This window comes from Neisseria animalis (assembly GCF_900636515.1).
GTDB classification, from domain to species: Bacteria; Pseudomonadota; Gammaproteobacteria; order Burkholderiales; family Neisseriaceae; genus Neisseria; species Neisseria animalis.
Genome location: NZ_LR134287.1, coordinates 809,134 through 824,938 on the forward strand (window position 1 = coordinate 809,134; position 15,805 = coordinate 824,938).

The 15,805-nt window shown below is 51.2% G+C and carries 17 protein-coding genes; 9 read left to right on the plus strand and 8 right to left on the minus strand.

Annotated features, from left to right (window positions below; all coding sequences use genetic code 11):
• Window positions 1-14: 14 nt before the first annotated feature.
• Window positions 15-785, minus strand: coding sequence for an RsiV family protein (locus EL111_RS03815; RefSeq protein ID WP_162842960.1), 771 nt, complete (start codon window positions 783-785; stop codon window positions 15-17).
• A 287-nt stretch (window positions 786-1,072) separates the two neighbouring features.
• Window positions 1,073-2,428: an exodeoxyribonuclease VII large subunit gene (xseA, locus tag EL111_RS03820; protein WP_123794946.1), complete on the minus strand. Its 1,356-nt coding sequence runs from the start codon at window positions 2,426-2,428 to the stop codon at window positions 1,073-1,075.
• Between the two features lie 119 nt (window positions 2,429-2,547).
• Here xseA and EL111_RS03825 point away from each other — a divergent pair, with 119 nt between their 5' ends.
• The 6 genes from EL111_RS03825 to adk all read left to right on the plus strand — a co-directional run bounded on the left by EL111_RS03825 (window position 2,548) and on the right by adk (window position 6,806).
• Window positions 2,548-3,504 (plus strand): PIN domain-containing protein, encoded by a 957-nt coding sequence (locus EL111_RS03825; RefSeq protein WP_162842959.1) that lies wholly within the window; start codon window positions 2,548-2,550, stop codon window positions 3,502-3,504.
• A gap of 1 nt (window position 3,505) precedes the next feature.
• A complete protein-coding gene (locus EL111_RS03830; RefSeq protein ID WP_123794944.1) occupies window positions 3,506-3,706 on the plus strand; it encodes a hypothetical protein in 201 nt (66 codons plus the stop codon).
• Window positions 3,707-3,720: 14 nt separating this feature from the next.
• Window positions 3,721-4,755, plus strand: a complete 1,035-nt coding sequence (gene lpxK / locus EL111_RS03835) for a tetraacyldisaccharide 4'-kinase (RefSeq protein WP_123794943.1) — start codon at window positions 3,721-3,723, stop codon at window positions 4,753-4,755.
• A gap of 318 nt (window positions 4,756-5,073) precedes the next feature.
• The gene (locus tag EL111_RS03840; RefSeq protein ID WP_066076556.1) at window positions 5,074-5,256 is read left to right on the plus strand and encodes a Trm112 family protein; all 183 of its coding nucleotides are present in this window, start codon (window positions 5,074-5,076) and stop codon (window positions 5,254-5,256) included.
• Window positions 5,253-6,011: a 3-deoxy-manno-octulosonate cytidylyltransferase gene (gene kdsB, locus EL111_RS03845; protein ID WP_123794942.1), complete on the plus strand. Its 759-nt coding sequence runs from the start codon at window positions 5,253-5,255 to the stop codon at window positions 6,009-6,011. The genes EL111_RS03840 and kdsB overlap by 4 nt, the downstream gene beginning before the upstream one ends.
• Window positions 6,012-6,158: 147 nt before the next feature.
• On the plus strand, window positions 6,159-6,806 hold the full coding sequence (gene adk / locus EL111_RS03850; protein ID WP_123794941.1) for an adenylate kinase: 648 nt from the start codon (window positions 6,159-6,161) through the stop codon (window positions 6,804-6,806).
• Between the two features lie 260 nt (window positions 6,807-7,066).
• Here adk and EL111_RS03855 read toward each other — a convergent pair whose 3' ends face one another.
• From EL111_RS03855 to hisC, 3 genes are all read right to left on the minus strand, one after another.
• A complete protein-coding gene (locus tag EL111_RS03855; RefSeq protein WP_123794940.1) occupies window positions 7,067-7,933 on the minus strand; it encodes an NAD(P)-dependent oxidoreductase in 867 nt (288 codons plus the stop codon).
• 93 nt (window positions 7,934-8,026) lie between these two features.
• The gene (gene hisB / locus EL111_RS03860; RefSeq protein WP_123794939.1) at window positions 8,027-8,971 is read right to left on the minus strand and encodes an imidazoleglycerol-phosphate dehydratase HisB; all 945 of its coding nucleotides are present in this window, start codon (window positions 8,969-8,971) and stop codon (window positions 8,027-8,029) included.
• A 36-nt stretch (window positions 8,972-9,007) separates the two neighbouring features.
• A complete protein-coding gene (gene hisC / locus EL111_RS03865) occupies window positions 9,008-10,087 on the minus strand; it encodes a histidinol-phosphate transaminase (protein WP_123794938.1) in 1,080 nt (359 codons plus the stop codon).
• 860 nt (window positions 10,088-10,947) lie between these two features.
• On the opposite strand from hisC, the gene EL111_RS03870 reads away from it, so the two are divergent.
• The 3 genes from EL111_RS03870 (at window position 10,948) to EL111_RS03880 (ending at window position 13,630) form a co-directional block, all read left to right on the plus strand.
• Window positions 10,948-11,958 (plus strand): SPOR domain-containing protein, encoded by a 1,011-nt coding sequence (locus tag EL111_RS03870; RefSeq protein WP_123794937.1) that lies wholly within the window; start codon window positions 10,948-10,950, stop codon window positions 11,956-11,958.
• A gap of 8 nt (window positions 11,959-11,966) precedes the next feature.
• Window positions 11,967-12,596 carry a thiol:disulfide interchange protein DsbA/DsbL gene (locus tag EL111_RS03875; protein ID WP_123794936.1) on the plus strand — a complete coding sequence of 210 codons (630 nt, stop codon included), beginning with the start codon at window positions 11,967-11,969 and terminating at the stop codon, window positions 12,594-12,596.
• Window positions 12,597-12,805: 209 nt separating this feature from the next.
• Complete coding sequence (locus tag EL111_RS03880) at window positions 12,806-13,630, plus strand: undecaprenyl-diphosphate phosphatase (RefSeq protein ID WP_123794935.1); 825 nt, start codon at window positions 12,806-12,808, stop codon at window positions 13,628-13,630.
• A gap of 472 nt (window positions 13,631-14,102) precedes the next feature.
• On the opposite strand, the gene EL111_RS03885 is transcribed toward EL111_RS03880, so the two are convergent.
• The 3 genes from EL111_RS03885 to galE all read right to left on the minus strand — a co-directional run bounded on the left by EL111_RS03885 (window position 14,103) and on the right by galE (window position 15,765).
• The gene (locus tag EL111_RS03885) at window positions 14,103-14,360 is read right to left on the minus strand and encodes a hypothetical protein (RefSeq protein ID WP_231998406.1); all 258 of its coding nucleotides are present in this window, start codon (window positions 14,358-14,360) and stop codon (window positions 14,103-14,105) included.
• A 101-nt stretch (window positions 14,361-14,461) separates the two neighbouring features.
• Complete coding sequence (locus tag EL111_RS03890; protein WP_123794933.1) at window positions 14,462-14,653, minus strand: zinc-finger domain-containing protein; 192 nt, start codon at window positions 14,651-14,653, stop codon at window positions 14,462-14,464.
• A 95-nt stretch (window positions 14,654-14,748) separates the two neighbouring features.
• The gene (gene galE / locus EL111_RS03895) at window positions 14,749-15,765 is read right to left on the minus strand and encodes a UDP-glucose 4-epimerase GalE (protein ID WP_126325835.1); all 1,017 of its coding nucleotides are present in this window, start codon (window positions 15,763-15,765) and stop codon (window positions 14,749-14,751) included.
• Between the last annotated feature and the right edge of the window lie 40 nt (window positions 15,766-15,805).

Consider the following 15,805-nt stretch of genomic DNA (forward strand, 5'->3'; position numbering starts at 1 on the left):
AAATACGCTGTTTGCTAAAACCAGCGGTATTGCGGTTTGATGATGTCTTGCAAGTCATGCCAGTAAACGGTCAATTCGATTGCTCCTGCCGCCCACGGGCCGACTTCGTAAGGGCTGTAATGAAATGTCAGCCCGTCGGCGGTAGTGGTGAAGTTGGTCAGCGGGGCTTCGGCTGCAAAAAAGGTTTTGTGGTCGCGTAGGGCTGCATCGCATTCGCTTTCATTCGTACAGCCGGAATGTTCGCGGATATAGTTGTCGTATGCGTTTTGCAGCAACCCGTTCAAGCGGGGGCGCGTACCGCTTCGGAGTAAATCGTCGAGGGTAATGAGTTTGCTGCTGTCTGCATCCAGCATGAAATAGCGGATGGTGTAATGATTGTGCGCACCGCCGGTATAGCTGTCGGCAAAGTTGCGGAAATAGGCAATATTGCCGCGCTGGTAAAGCAATGCGGTATCGTCATAAAAATAAAGGTTGTCGATATGGCTGCCGGCTTTGCGGTATTCGCGCAATTCGTTGAAAGTTTCCGCAAAAGCCGTGCGGTATTGCTTTTGCCGGTCTTGGTCGGAGAGGATAAGTTCGGCGTCTGCCTGCAATGCAGCGTATTTAATGGTTTCGTCAACCGATTCAGAACCTGTTTTCGGCAGGGTAATGCGTATTTCCGCACATACGTTGTCTTTCAGACATTTTTTCTGTGCATGGAAAGTGTAGCTGTCGGTGGACAGCAGCGGTGTTTGGGCGGCTGCGGCGGCAGGCAGGGCAAGCAGGAAGAAAGCGGTTTTTTTCATGATTCCGACCTTTGGGAAATGGAATTTTGCAGACGGCATATCGCGCATCTTGGGGCGTTGGGATTTAAAAAACGTATTCTTGCAATAGTTTATAACAATAGTTTATCAGTTTGTATTCTTTACTAAACCAGCCTTTGGCAGTACCGTATTTACCAAAATTTTCATCATGGTTTTTATGCAAATTATCCAAATAAAAATAATGCTTTTGAGAGGAACGATTCTGACAATCTTGCTGTTCGGCAAACTTAAAAAATTGATGATGGAACAATTTTTGCAATATTCGGCGTTCAGGAAAAATCAAACAAATCCCCCTGCGCCGCTTCGCCGGTAACGCGCACGTCGGTTTCTCCGTCGGCAAAGGTGATGTGCAGTTTCTGCCCCTGTTTCAACGCCGCCGCGCTGCGGACGACTTGCCCGCGCGTATTTTTCACCACCGAAAAGCCGCGTTCCAAAATATGCTGCGGCGACACCGCTTCCAAAAGGGCGGCCTGCTTTTCCAAGGCTTGGCGGCGTTGTTGCAGCAGCAGGGCAAACGATTGCGGCAAGGCCGTCTGAAACTTCGCCACTTCGCGCCTTGCCGTGGCGGTATCCGGCCTGCCGTGTTGCAGCGACTGTTTCGCCCGTTCAAACTGCTGTGTGCGGAAACGCTGGTTTTGCAGCATGGCAAAACGCAGGTTTTGCGCCAGCGTATTCAAATAAGCGCGTTCGTCGCCGAGCTTTTGGCGCGGATGGCGGATTTGCCGCGCCAGCCAGTCTACGCGCTGGCTGGCATCGTAATAACGCTGTTGGAGCACGTCTTTCAGACGGCCTTGCAGCAGGGCGAGCTTCGCCAGCGTTTCCAAACGGTTGGGGCTGACGAGTTCCGCCGCACCGGTGGGTGTGGGGGCGCGCACATCGGCGGCGAAGTCCGACAGCGTAAAGTCTGTTTCGTGCCCCACGCCGCTGACCACGGGAACCGTACAGGCTTCGATGGCGCGGACGACCGCTTCTTCGTTAAACGCCCACAAATCCTCGATGCTGCCCCCGCCGCGGCACACAATCAGCACATCCGTTTCCGCCCGCGCCGAGGCCGTCCGAACCGCTTGGGCAATCTGCAATTCGCTGCCCGCACCCTGTACCGCAGTCGGATAAACCACCACCGGAATTTCCGGTGCGCGCCGTTTGAGCGTCGTGACCACATCGCGCAAGGCCGCCGCCGCCAAACTGGTAACGATGCCGATGGCGCGGGGACGTTCGGGCAGAGGTTTTTTCCGCGCCGCATCAAATACGCCCTCGGCCTGCAATTTCGTTTTCAGCCGCTCATAAGCTTCGTAAAGCCGTCCCAAACCCATCAGCCGCACTTCGTTTACCGTAATCTGAAATTCGCCCCGCGCCTCGTAAATGCTGATTTTGCCCGATACCTCGATGTGGCCGCCCTCTTTCAGGGGCGCGGCCAAACGCGCGGCCGTACCTTTAAACATGGCGCAGCGTACTTGGGCACGGCTGTCTTTGAGCGAGAAATAATAATGCCCGCTGGAGGCGCGGGTTAAATTCGATACCTCGCCCGCAATCCACAGGCCGGAGAGGTGGTCTTCCAGCAGGTTTTTGGCGAGTGCGTTGAGTTCGGAAACGGAAAGGGCGGTCGGGGCGAAAAGTTCGGACATAAGGGATGGCGGCGGAGATAAAGAATGGGCGGATTATAAAGGTTTTCAGACGGCCTTTGTAGCCGTGCGGCTTTGATGATATATTCATCACGGTTACGATAAAAATAAATGGGGAACGCATGAAACATATTTTGATTGATTTTGAAAACGTCCGACCAAAAGCGGAGCAGTTGAACGGGCTTGATGGTGAAAACTGCCATATTTGGCTTTTTTTAGGAAAGTTGCAGCAGAAAACTTTATCAGTAGAGTTGTGTGAGGCTTTATGCCGTTTCGGGAAAAACGTGCATTTTGTGCGCGTTGCCAAAACCGGTAAAAATGCGTTGGACTTTTATTTGGCATATTATTTGGGCAAAATTACCGAGCAAGACCGTGAAGCATTGATTTGTATCCTGTCGTGTGACGGCGGGTTTGATGTTTTGGTGGAGCATTTGGCCGATGCGAAACTTTGCAGGGGAATCGTTCGCCTGTCGGAATTGTCGGAAGCGGTACAAAGTGAAGCGGTTTTATTGGAAAAGCAGGAAGTGGTGCAAGATAATAATGATGTGGAAATATCAGTGCCTGTCCCTTTGCATCAATCGCCGACTTTTATCAACCAATGTGCGAAGAAAGCGGTCAGCTTATTGATTCAGCCTGATACATTCCGCCCGAGGGTCATGAAAAATCTGCAAACCGGGTTATCCAAGCTGTTTGAGGAAGAATTTGTAACATTTGATGACAATCAAAAGCAGGAAGCAGTAGATCTGATTATTAAGAGAATGACAGATAAAGAATTGATTTCTTTGGAGAGCGGTACGAATCTTGTTTGCTATCATTTGGACAGCGATAGTATTTTAAAGCGTTTGGTTGGGAAGTTGGCCGCAGCCAAACCCAAAACCGTACCTGCTGCAAAAAATGTATTGCGTTCGCAGGCGCAGATTTTTTGTGTGGAAATTGAAGAGGCAACAATAGACGATATATTGAAATTTTGCCTGACCAAGAAGATTTTGAGGATAAAAGGCGCAAAAATCGAATATCCCCCCTTTTCCTTTGGAAATCAGAGCACAACCTCCTGCGGTCATTGCGGCTCAAGAGGATGATATGCAAATCATGCAGAAGGTTTCCGCATATTTTAAAAAATTCGCTAAGAACAAACCTTCCAGCCGCAGTGCATTACGCAATTCATTTCAATCGGTTTTAAAGTTATCAGACAAGAAAATTGAAAAGTTGATTAACCGTTTGGTTCATGAGAAAAAAATCAGTATCAGCAATACCGGAAAAATCAGTTATTTAAAAATATAAGGCCGTCTGCAAAAATGCCCAAACTCCACCAAATCATCGAACATCATTGGCAACGCCCGAATCCGCTGCTGTCGTTTTTCCTCAAGCCGTTTTCATGGGTGTTTGCGCGGATTGCCGCCAAGCGGCGGGCGGATTTTTTATCAGGCCGTCTGAAAAGCGAGAAGCTGCCCGTGCCGGTGGTGGTTGTCGGCAATATCCATGCGGGCGGCGCGGGCAAAACGCCGGTGGTGTCGTCGCTGGTGTCGGGTTTGCAGCGGCGCGGCGTGAAAGTGGGCATCATCAGCCGCGGTTACGGGCGCAAGGATAAAGCGGTTCATGTGTTGGGCGCGCAATCAACAGCGGCGCAGGCAGGCGACGAGCCGCTGCTGCTCTACCGCCAAACCGCCGCGCCGACGGCGGTGGGCAGCCGCCGCGCGGAGGCGGGCAGGGCATTGCTGGCGGCTTATCCCGATTTGGATATGATTGTCGCCGACGACGGTTTGCAGCATTATGCCTTGCAGCGTGATGTGGAAATTGCGGTATTCCCCGCTGCGGATACGGCGCGGCAGGATTTGGATTTGATGCCAAACGGCGGCCTGCGCGAGCCTTTGGGCCGTTTGAACAGCGTGGACGCGGTGGTGGTGGGCGGCGGCAGGGCGGCGGCGGATTTCAGGCCGTCTGAACATTTGTTTCACAGCCGTGTTGAAGCGGGGCAGATATACCGTTTCAACGATAAAAGCGAAACCGCCGATTTAGGCCGTCTGAAAAACAGCAGCTTTGCCGCCGTGGCCGGGATTGCCAAGCCCGAGCGTTTTTTCAACAGCCTGCGCGACATGGGGCTGAATCCCGCGCAAACCGTCGCGCTGCCCGACCACGCCGATTTCTCTCCTGCCGATCTGCCGCAGGCCGGGGCGGTAATCATCACCGAAAAAGACGCGGTGAAGCTTTCGCCCTCCGCAGCAACGGAAAATGTGTGGGTACTGCCCATTTGTGCGATAATCGAACCTGATTTGGCGGACTTTGTTTTAGGGGCTGCCGGCATTTCGCCACGCGGCAATATTGGGGCGTAAAAGCGCGCCTGCTGCGTTGGAAATGCCCGCAAGGTGTCCGGCTTTGCGGTACTTTCAGCTTTGCAGGTCCGCAAGCTGCCCGCTTTGCAGCCTTGCATTTGCGCCAAATTTATTCCGCAGGCGGATGGGCGGCACCTTGGGCCGTCTGCAAACCAACCGGCAGGGTGTGGCGCAAACCGCGCACGTGCTTTTTTATTTTGATATTTTTTGATATTTTGAATTCGGCAAACGCGCGTACCCTCCGCCCCCTAATCCAAGCCTGCCGCCCCGAATATCAGGCCGTCTGAAACGGCCGACCAACCAACGGAACCAACCCATATGGAAAAAAAATTTTTAGACATCCTGGTCTGCCCCGTTACCAAAGGCAAACTCGAATACCGTCAGGACAAGCAGGAGTTGTGGAGCCGCCAAGCCAAGCTGGCGTATCCGATTCGTGACGGCATTCCCTATATGCTGGAAAACGAAGCGCGCGAATTGAGCGAAGAGGAGTTGCACGCATGACCGAATTTGTCGTTTTGATTCCGGCGAGGCTGTCGTCTTCGCGCCTGCCGGGCAAGGCTTTGGCCGACATCTGCGGCAAACCGATGGTGGTGCGCGTGGCAGAGCAGGCCGCCAAAAGCAACGCGGTGCGCGTGGTGGTGGCGACCGACCATGCCGATATTCAGACGGCCTGCGCGGCGCACGGCGTGGAAGTGGTCATGACTTCCGAAAAACACGAAAGCGGCAGCACCCGTTTGGCCGAAGCAGCCGCCCTGTTGAAGCTGCCACAGCACCAAATCGTGGTGAATGTACAGGGCGACGAGCCTTTAATCGAGCCGGAACTGATTAACCGCACCGCCGAAGTATTGGTGGAAAACAATGTGCAGATGGCAACCGCCGCGCACGAGCTGCACGATTTCGACGAGTTTATGAATCCGAACGTGGTCAAAGTCGTACTCGATAAAAACCGCAACGCGCTCTATTTCAGCCGCGCCCCGATTGCCTATCCGCGCGACAGCATGCTCCGCGGCGAGAAAAAGCTGCCCGAAACCGTGCCGCTGCGCCATATCGGTATTTACGCCTACCGTGCCGGATTTTTGCAACGCTACGCCGAAATGAGCGTGTCGCCGCTGGAAACCACCGAATCTCTGGAGCAGTTGCGCGTGTTGTGGCACGGCTTCCCGATTGCGGTGGAAATAACCGGCAAAGCCCCGGCCGCCGGTGTGGATACGCAGGAAGATTTGGACCGCGTGCGGGCAGCGTTTCAGGCCGTCTGAAACAGGCCGGCAGTACGCAAAACGGCAGGGCGGATTTTCCGTGCGGCAGGCCGTCCGGACAGCGGCAGACTTTTCAGACGGCCTGTAAAGTATTATGATAAATAATGTAAAGTTTTTAACACTTCATCCATCGTTTAAGGAACACCTATGAAAGTATTACTGTTGGGCGCACCCGGCGCAGGCAAAGGCACTCAGGCGCAATTCATTACCGCCGCGTTCGGTATTCCGCAGATTTCCACAGGCGACATGCTGCGTGCGGCGATTAAAGCCGGTACGCCGCTGGGTTTGGAAGCGAAAAAAATTATTGACGAAGGCGGCTTGGTGCGCGACGACATCATCATCGGTATGGTCAAAGAACGCATCGCCCAAGACGACTGCAAAAACGGCTTTCTGTTTGACGGTTTCCCGCGCACGCTGGCGCAAGCCGAAGCGATGGTGGAGGCAGGTGTGGATTTGGATGCCGTGGTTGAAATCGATGTGCCCGACAGCGTGATTGTCGACCGCATGAGCGGCCGCCGCGTGCACTTGGCTTCCGGCCGTACCTACCATATTGCCTACAATCCGCCGAAAGTGGAAGGCAAAGACGACGTAACCGGCGAAGATTTGATCCAGCGCGACGACGACAAAGAAGAAACCGTGAAAAAACGCTTGGACGTGTACCACGGGCAAACCGAAGTCTTGGTCGGTTTTTACAGCAAACTGACCGGCGAACACGCGCCGAAATACATCAAAGTGGACGGCACGCAAGCCGTTGAGGCCGTGAAGGCGGAAGTGTTGGGCGCATTGGGCAAATAATTCCGTATCGCCATATTGGTTTTGAAATGAAAAGGCCGTCTGCAAATTTGATTTTGCAGACGGCCTTTTATGCGGATGGCTTATACGGTTTGTTGTGTGAATATAGTCTTTTAAAATAAGAATGATACGGCGTTGCTTTGCCTTGTCGTACTATCTGTACTGTCTGCGGCTTCGCTGCCTTGTCTCATTCTCATTTTATTCGACTATAAAAAGTGCCGTATGCCATGTTTGTACGATGACATACGGCAGTGCTTTTTATTTTATTTGTTCAACTTTTGGTAAACACCGGATACGTCATCTTCTCCGAATCCGCCGGCAACGGCTTCGCGGTAGCTTTGTGCAACGGTTTCCAGCGCCGGGAGGGTGCAGCCGGCTGCTGCCATTTCCGCGCAGGCGAGGTTTAAGTCTTTGCTGGCGTGTTTCAGCATAAAGGCTGCCGGAAAGCGTTCTTCTGCCCAAAGTGATTTTTTGGTTTGGAACATGGGCGAATCCATGGCGGAACCGCCTACGGCTTCGATGATGGCATCGGTATCGATTTCGAAACGGCGTGCCATCAGCATAGCCTCGCTGTATGCTTCGCCAAAGATGCCCAGCAGGGAATTGAGCACCAGTTTTGCGCCGGAACCTTTTCCTACGCCGCCGAAGTGGAAGGTTTTTTTGCCCAAGTAGGAAAATACTTGTTGCAGCGGTTCGAGAATGTCTGCTTCGCCGCCGAACAAAATCAGCAGTGTGCCATTGGTGGCCGGGGCAACCGATCCGGATACCGGCGCTTCGGCAAAGCGTCCGCCTGCTGCTTCAACCAGTTGTTTGACGGCCAAGTTTTCAGACGGTGCGATGGTGCTCATGTTGATGATGGTTTTGCCCGGCAGCAGTTTTTGGGTGTCGCCATCTAAAATGTCGAGCACGGCGGCATAGTCGGAAACCATCAGGAAAATAACGTCATGATGTTGCAGCAGCGCGGCAATGCTCGGATAGGATGTTGCGCCTTTGGCTTCCAGCGTTTGGGTTTTGTCGGGAGAGCGGTTGTAAATGCCGACGGTAATGCCGTTGTCCAGCAGTCTCGATACCATCGGTACGCCCATTTGCCCGATGCCGATCCAGCCGATTGAAGTGGTTTGGTTTTGCATGGGAAAGTTCCTCCTTGTATGGGTTTTGTTATTGAAACATAAACGCAATAAATGTGCAAAAGCCGTCTGCAATTTGCAGACGGCTTTTGGGGGCTAGTCGGTCAACGTGCCTTTGGTTGAGGGCATTTTTCCTGCCATGCGATCGTCAAATTCCACTGCCATACGCAGGGCGCGGCCGAAGGCTTTGAAAACGGTTTCTGCCTGATGGTGGGCATTGTAGCCGCGCAGGTTGTCGATATGCAGCGTCATCATGCTGTGGTTGACCAAGCCGTGGAAAAATTCGCTGAACAAATCAACATCGAAGCGGCCGATCATGGCGCGGGTAAATTCGATGTTGTACGTCAAACCGGGGCGGCCGGACAAATCCAAGACGACACGGCTTAAGGCTTCGTCCAGCGGTACATAAGAATGGCCGTAGCGGCGGATGCCGGCTTTGCTGCCCAACGCTTGTTTGAGCGCCTGACCGAGTGTGATGCCGATGTCTTCAACGGTATGGTGGTCGTCGATGTGCAAATCGCCTTTGCAGGTGATGTCCAAATCGATTAAGCCGTGGCGGGCGATTTGGTCGAGCATATGTTCCAAAAACGGTACGCCGGTATCGAAGCGTGCTTTGCCGGTTCCGTCGAGATTGAGGGAAATGCTGATTTGGGTTTCGCTGGTGTTGCGGGTAACGTGTGCAAAGCGGCCTTCGGTGGCAATGGTGAAGTCTGTTGCGCTGCCGTGTTCGGACATTATGTTTTCGGAAGCAGGGTGTTTGTTGTCTTCTGCTGCCATGCGGGCTGCTGCTTTTTCTGCGTCTTTGCTGTGGTCGCGGTCGAGCCAGCCTTTGCGTTTGCCCATGCCTTGTTCCAGTTTCAGAGCAAGACTGGGACGGATGCCTCGGGCTTTTTCGTCTTCGCCTTGGGTTTCCAGACGGCGTTTGAGTTGCGAAAGCGAGGCTCCGTTTTCATAGCCGCATTTGCGTGCCAGTTTGGTCAGGCTGCCGGCTTCTTCGATCAGCAGGAGCAGGTTGGTGAGGTGAAGTTGTGTTTTGTTCATCGGACAGTCTCTTTTAAAGGTAATGCAATGGGAAATTCAGCGGTACAGTTTGCGGATAACCGATAATACGGCATCGTTTTGTTCGGGCGAGCCGATGGTCAGCCGCAGGCATTGCGATAGGAGCGGGTGTGCGCCGTGCAGTTTTTTAATCAGGATTTTTTCGGCTTTAAGCGCATCGTACAGGGCTTGTGCATCGGGTACGCGTACGGTAATGAAGTTTGCTTCGCTGGGAAAGGCTTGCAAACCGCCGATGTGCGAAAGTTCGGTAAAAACACGTTCGCGCTCGGCTTTGAGTGCGGCAACGGTCTGTTGGATAACTTCCGCGTGTTTCATGGCGAATTTGGCGGTGGCGAGGCTGAGCTGGTTCATGTTGTAAGGGGGAAGGATTTTTGCCAATTCGTTCATGACAACCGGGCTGCCGCAAGCATAACCGAGACGGATACCGGCAAAGCCGATTTTGCTGACGGTACGCATGATGACCAGATTGTCCGGCTTTCCGGCTTGTGAGAGGAAGCTGTCATGGCTGAACGCTCCGTATGCTTCATCGACAACCACGATACCGTTGGCAGCGCGGATCACCGCTTCAACTTCCTCGCGGCGGAAACATACGCCGGTCGGGTTGTTGGGATAGGTAATAAAAATCAAAGAAGGGTTGTGCTGCTCGATGGCGGCCAATACTGCGGGCAGATTGAGCGTGAAATCTTCGTTCAGCGGAACGCCGACATAATTCATGCCGTACAGTGCGGCGTTGTGTTTGTACATCACAAAGCTCGGTTCGACCGCCAGCATGGTGGCGCCGGGTTTGGCAACCAGCATGGTCAGAAATTGAATCAGTTCGTCAGATCCGTTGCCCAAGGCAATTTGTGCGGACTCGGGAATGCCGAACACTTGACGCAAGGCCGTCTGCAAACCGCTGGTTGCAGGATTGGGATAAAGGTTGATGGCGGATTGGGCCAATAATTCCTTCCATTCGTCCAATAATGTTTCCGAGGCCGCAAAAGGGTGGTAAGGGCTTTCCATTGCATCCAGTTTGATAAAACCTTCCGGCAGGTCTGCAACATGATAAGCAGTCATTGCCTGAATGTCGTCGCGGATAACATTGAGAGGGGAAGTCATGGATTGGTCCTTGTGTCGGTTTCGGGTATTTTATAGTCGAATAAAATAAGAATGAGACAAGGCAGCGAAGCCGCAGACAGTACACATAGTACGGCAAGGCAAAGCAACGCTGTATCATTCTTATTTTAAATGACTATATCTATGCCGGCCATCAATAATTGTGCGGCATAGATAATTTTAGAAAATACTGCATGAGAAATTTATTGTGTGGAATATAACATAAAATATTTATTTAATCATTAAAATCACAGGTATTTATTGATTTTGCAGACGGCCTTTATAGGGAATGGAGGGACTGTTTGCCTAAAAATGAAAAGAAATATGTACGGCATTAAAAAATACTGTTTTTAAAAATAATGTAATGATTGGGAAGTATTGTCGGAGCAAGCGGATTTGCCCGAAAATTGAGGGATAAACAAATTCTCCGAAGATTTTACAGACGGCATATCGCTTAAAAGATTTGATTCAATTTATCCGGAATGAGGTGTTGGAACGGTTGAAGGGTATTCGACGGCGGCGCTGGGTTTGACGAGTGTGGTTGTTCCGATTTGGTCTGATACGGTGTTGCCGTATCTGGTTGTATAACCTGTCCTGTTTTTAGTTTGCTGTTTTGTTTTTACTTGATTGAAATTTCTGTAAAAATTTATCATAAGAGTTAGAATGGAATGAACAGATTGCCGGTTTTCAACATCGGGCGTTTTTTATATGCTTGCATCTTTTTGGCACTTGTTCGGTAAAACGGCGCAAAACCATGCAAGCAGTTTTGCCGAAAAGGGCAGTTATTGATAAAATGCACCATCGTTGCGGCTGCCGTCTGCGAATCAGGGCAGGCAGCCGTCTGAAAATATACAAGGTATGTTATGAACAAACAAACACAATATGGTAAAGGTCTGTCCGGTTTCTTGTCCGGTCTGCTGCTGGCAACGGCGGTAATTGTCGGTATTTTGTTCTTTTTGAATAAAAACAACCAGTCGGCATTTAAAGATGAAGTAGGCAATAATAAACGCGAACAGGCGCCGGAAATTTTGAAGCCTCAGGAAACCGCTAAGGCGAAGGCTGAAGCGGAAGAGCGTGCGCGCTTGGAAAAAGAAGAGGCAGAGGCCAAAGCAAAAGCGGAAGCCGAAGCGAAGGCAAAGGCTGAGGCAGAAGCCAAAGCGAAAGCAGAGGAAGAGGAAGAAGCCCGCCGTCAGGAAGAAGAGCGTAAACAAGCCGAAGAAGAGGCGAAAGCGCGTTCTGAAGCCGAGCAGAAAAAAGCCCGCGCCCAAGCCGAGCGTGAAGCAGCAAAAGCAGCTGAGGCAAAACGCCAAGCCGAGTTGAAAGCCGAACTGGCGCGCAAGCGTGCGGAGAAAGCCAAAGCGGAGCAGGCGGCCAAGAAAAAAGCTGCCGACAGCTTGAGCGATAAACAGAAAGCCCGTGCCGAGCGCAAGCTGGCAGAGAAAAAAGCGGCAGAAAAGAAAGCAGCAGAGCGCAAAGCCGCCGCAGCCAAAGCCAAAAAAGATGCGGCACAAAAAAATGCGAAACCAACCCCCGAGCAGATTTTGAACAGCGGTAGCATTGAAAAAGCCCGTAAAGCCGCGAGTGAAGAAGCGAAAAAAGCCGCGACCAAGCCGTCTGAAAGCAAAAAAGCCGAGAGTGCATCCGGCAAAAAAGTCTTGGTGCAGATGGGTTCTTTTGCCGACCGTAGCAGCGCAGACGCGCAGCGTGCCAAACTGGCTATGTTGGGCGTACAATCCCGAGTGGTAAGCGGTACGGCAAACGGTAAAACGGTTTACCGCGTGCAAAGTACGGCCATGGCGCAAAGTGCCGCCAAGCGCATACAGCAGACTTTGCAGAAAAACGGCATCAGCAGCTTTACCCGTTCTGCGGAGTAATCTTACAGATGGGCTTGAAGAAAATGTCTGGCGTGCTGGCAGCGGTTTTTCTGCTGCCGGCCACTGCTTTTGCGGCAACGGAAGGTGTGGATTACATTGTTTGGGATAATCCGATAAAGCAGGAGCGGGCGGATAAGGTTGAAGTATTGGAGTTTTTCGGCTATTTCTGCGTGCATTGTTATGAGCTGGATCCCGTTTTGTTGAAGCACAGCCAAACATTTGAACCTTATGCGTATTTGCGTACCGAACACGTTGTCTGGCAGCCTGAAATGTTCGGCTTGGCGCGGGTGGCTGCGGCGGTTAACCGTTCCAGTTTGAAATATCAGGCAAATCCGGCAGTATTTGATGCGGTGTACAAACAGCGTATTGACTTGGGTGATGAAGCAACATTCATACGCTGGGCAGGAGAACAGCGTGGTTTCGACAGTAAAAAGCTGTTGGCCGCATATAAAAATCCTGCCAACCTTGCTCAGGCCAAAAGAATGCAGCGTTTGACCGAACAGTATTATATCGCTCAAACGCCGTTGGTATTGGTGGGCGGTAAGTATCAGGTTAAATTTCCCAATGGCTACCGGCAGGGAATGAAAACGATTGATGAATTGATTCAAAAAGTACGCCGCGAGCGCGGTATCAAATAAAATTATGTGTAAAGCAGGGCGGTCGGGCTGACCGCCTTAGTTTTTGAAAAAGCAGCTTGAGCCATTATGGTTATCCGGAATAGGAATAATGCGGCATTGCTGCGCTTTGTCTTATTCTGTGCAGCTTGCTTATATCCGCTTAGGAAACGAATGGAGCTGATGTTTTATTTTTATTGTGCGGTTTCGGCTTGATGTATTGAAAGAAATTTATGGATATTGTATTGCTCTTTAAAGCCCTGATTTTGGGGATTGTGGAAGGATTGACTGAGTTTCTGCCGATTTCCAGTACCGGACACTTGATTGTGTTCGGCGACTTGCTGGACTTTCACAGCAACGGTAAAGTGTTTGAAATTGCCATTCAACTTGGTGCGGTATTGGCGGTTATTTTTGAATATCGCGAACGCTTTACCAAAATTCTGACCGGTATCGGGCGGGACCGCAGCGCCAACCGCTTTGTATTGAATTTGGCCGTTGCGTTTATTCCGGCTGCGGTGGTGGGTTTGCTGTTCAGTAAACAGATTAAAGAATATTTGTTTAATCCGGTGAGTGTTGCCGCTATGCTGGTATTGGGCGGTTTCTTTATTTTATGGGTAGAAAAGCGGCAAAGCGGCAAAACCCCGAAGGTCGGCAATGTGGACGATATGCGCCCGCGTGATGCGCTGGTGGTGGGTTGCGCCCAGATTTTTGCGCTGATACCGGGTACTTCGCGTTCGGGCAGTACGATTATGGGCGGTATGCTGTGGGGGCTGGAACGTAAGGTCGCAACTGAATTTTCGTTTTTCCTTGCCGTGCCGATGATGGTTGCCGCCACAGGCTACGACGTATTGCGACATTACAAACTCTTTACCCTGCAAGACATCGGCTTGATTGCGGTTGGTTTTGTAGCCGCTTTCTTTGCGGGTTTGCTGGCGGTTAAAGCCTTGCTGAAATTTGTTGCCACGAAAAACTATGTACCGTTTGCCTATTACCGTATCCTGTTTGGCGGCTTGATTTTGCTGACATGGGCGATGGGCTGGGTGGATTGGGCGGAATAGGCCGTCTGCAAAATAGAGATTTCGGCAAGTTATTCTGCAAAGAATCCTATCAATATTCAAAGCCGGAGTGATGCGGGAAGCGGTATTATCCTATCGGCCGGTTTAGCGGGAGCTACCGTTTTGAGCAATATATAGTCGAATAAAATAAGAATGAGACAAGGCAGCGAAGCCGCAGACAGTACACATAGTACGGCAAGGCAAAGCAACGCTGTATCATTCTTATTTTAAATGACTATAAAACCATGTAACACAGAATGATGCGGCGTTGAGGTATCTTGTTCAAAGAGAGGGCTTGACCAAGCTGCCGAAGCAGCTAATCTTCTGATTGGTATTATCGTATTGTCGCGGTTTCGCTGCCTTGTCTCGCGCCGTATCATTCGACAATAAAAGCCGTCTGTAAAACAGAATAAATGCTGTTTTGCAGACGGCTTTTTATATTACAGACGGCTTTGATGCCGGAAAAGTATCTTGGTTATTGAATGACTTCATCAAACTTTAATTGCTTGTCGCGGCGGGTCAGCGTTGCCGAGCCTGCGCGGATATGCCAGCGCGTATCGAAGTTTCCATATTCCGCCCCGTGTGTCCATGCATGAAGCAATTTCAGGCTTTCTACCGCATTGCCTTGGTGAAGCTCTACAATCATCGGGCTGTGGCTGTTGAGATATACTGCAGTAATCTTTTGGCCGTTGGCCGCAATATAATCGGCAGACTGTATTTGCGCTTCAGCCACTACCGGAATGGGAACTGATGGGCGGACGGCTTTATACGAGCCGCAGCCGGTAAGCACAAGTAAGCAAACAGCGGCAGGTTTGAACATATCCGGGCAGAAAATCAGTAATGATGGTGCGGCAGTTCGCCATCTAAATGATAATGTGCGCCACAGTAGGGACATTCCGCATCGCCATGCGATTGAATCGGTAAAAACACACGAGGGTGCCCGTTCCATGTTTCATGCTGCGGACCGGAGCAATGCAGCGGTAAATCGTCGGGCGTAATGGTAATAACGGGGTTGTCGGAAGCCATCAAAAACCTTTCAGAAAACTTTTGCAGACGGCAAAGGCCGTCTGCAAAACAGTATAAACTGCTGTTAAGCAGATAGCAATCATCAGAAAACAGGTTTATTCATACCCGTTCGGATTGCTGCTTACCCAACGCCAAGAGTCCGCCATCATTTCAGGCAGTCCGCGTGTTGCGCGCCAGCCGATTTCGGCAAATGTATGCGATGGGTCGGCAAAGCAGGTGGCGATGTCGCCTTCCCGGCGCGGTTTGATTTGATAAGGTATCTGCAAGCCTGAAGCCGCTTCAAATGCACGCACCATCTCCAGCACCGAATAGCCTTGACCTGTACCGAGATTAAAGATGTGTACGCCCGATTGGTTGGCGCGCGACTGCATGGCTTTTAGGTGGCCGTCTGCCAAATCCACCACATGAATATAATCGCGCACGCCTGTGCCGTCTTTGGTGTCATAATCATCGCCGAATACCGACAGATAAGGCAGCTTGCCCGAAGCGACTTGGCAAATATAAGGCAAAAGATTATTCGGAATGCCGTTTGGATATTCGCCAATCAAGCCGCTTTCGTGTGCACCGACAGGATTGAAATAGCGCAGCAATACCACGCTCCAGCGCGGATCGGATTTTTGAATGTCCGCCAGCATTCGCTCGGTCATATACTTGGACGTGCCGTAAGGATTGGTCGTACCGCCGACAGGCATATCTTCGGTAATCGGCGTACGCGCAGGGTTGCCGTACACCGTGGCGGACGAGCTAAATACGATATTAAACACGCCTGCCGCCGCCATTTCTTCTGCCTGCACCAAGCTGCCGCCAACATTATTATCATAATAGCGAATCGGCTGCTGCACGCTTTCGCCCACCGCTTTCAAGCCAGCAAAGTGCATGACCGTCTCAATCTCATGCCCGGCAAAAATCTTTCTCAGTAAGGCGCGATCGCGAATATCGCCTTGATAAAAAGGAATGTCTTTACCAACAATCTGCTGTAAACGCGGCAAAATATTCGCGCTGGAATTGCAAAGATTGTCCAAAATTACGACATCGAAGCCTGCATCAATCAAAGAAATGGCAGTATGCGAACCGATAAAGCCCGTACCGCCAGTGATTAGGATTTTCTTCATGTTGTTTTACCGTTGTGTTTGAGTTTAAAAAGGCATTTTA

Coding starts and splice junctions, on each gene's coding strand:
- EL111_RS03840 (WP_066076556.1), top strand. CDS start 5,074: ATGGAAAAAAAATTTTTAGACATCCTGGTCTGCCCCGTTACCAAAGGC.
- EL111_RS03870 (WP_123794937.1), top strand. CDS start 10,948: ATGAACAAACAAACACAATATGGTAAAGGTCTGTCCGGTTTCTTGTCC.
- adk (WP_123794941.1), top strand. CDS start 6,159: ATGAAAGTATTACTGTTGGGCGCACCCGGCGCAGGCAAAGGCACTCAG.
- EL111_RS03855 (WP_123794940.1), bottom strand. CDS start 7,933: ATGCAAAACCAAACCACTTCAATCGGCTGGATCGGCATCGGGCAAATG.
- EL111_RS03890 (WP_123794933.1), bottom strand. CDS start 14,653: ATGGCTTCCGACAACCCCGTTATTACCATTACGCCCGACGATTTACCG.
- kdsB (WP_123794942.1), top strand. CDS start 5,253: ATGACCGAATTTGTCGTTTTGATTCCGGCGAGGCTGTCGTCTTCGCGC.
- hisB (WP_123794939.1), bottom strand. CDS start 8,971: ATGAACAAAACACAACTTCACCTCACCAACCTGCTCCTGCTGATCGAA.
- lpxK (WP_123794943.1), top strand. CDS start 3,721: ATGCCCAAACTCCACCAAATCATCGAACATCATTGGCAACGCCCGAAT.
- hisC (WP_123794938.1), bottom strand. CDS start 10,087: ATGACTTCCCCTCTCAATGTTATCCGCGACGACATTCAGGCAATGACT.
- xseA (WP_123794946.1), bottom strand. CDS start 2,428: ATGTCCGAACTTTTCGCCCCGACCGCCCTTTCCGTTTCCGAACTCAAC.
- EL111_RS03830 (WP_123794944.1), top strand. CDS start 3,506: ATGCAAATCATGCAGAAGGTTTCCGCATATTTTAAAAAATTCGCTAAG.
- EL111_RS03815 (WP_162842960.1), bottom strand. CDS start 785: ATGAAAAAAACCGCTTTCTTCCTGCTTGCCCTGCCTGCCGCCGCAGCC.
- galE (WP_126325835.1), bottom strand. CDS start 15,765: ATGAAGAAAATCCTAATCACTGGCGGTACGGGCTTTATCGGTTCGCAT.
- EL111_RS03880 (WP_123794935.1), top strand. CDS start 12,806: ATGGATATTGTATTGCTCTTTAAAGCCCTGATTTTGGGGATTGTGGAA.
- EL111_RS03825 (WP_162842959.1), top strand. CDS start 2,548: ATGAAACATATTTTGATTGATTTTGAAAACGTCCGACCAAAAGCGGAG.
- EL111_RS03875 (WP_123794936.1), top strand. CDS start 11,967: ATGGGCTTGAAGAAAATGTCTGGCGTGCTGGCAGCGGTTTTTCTGCTG.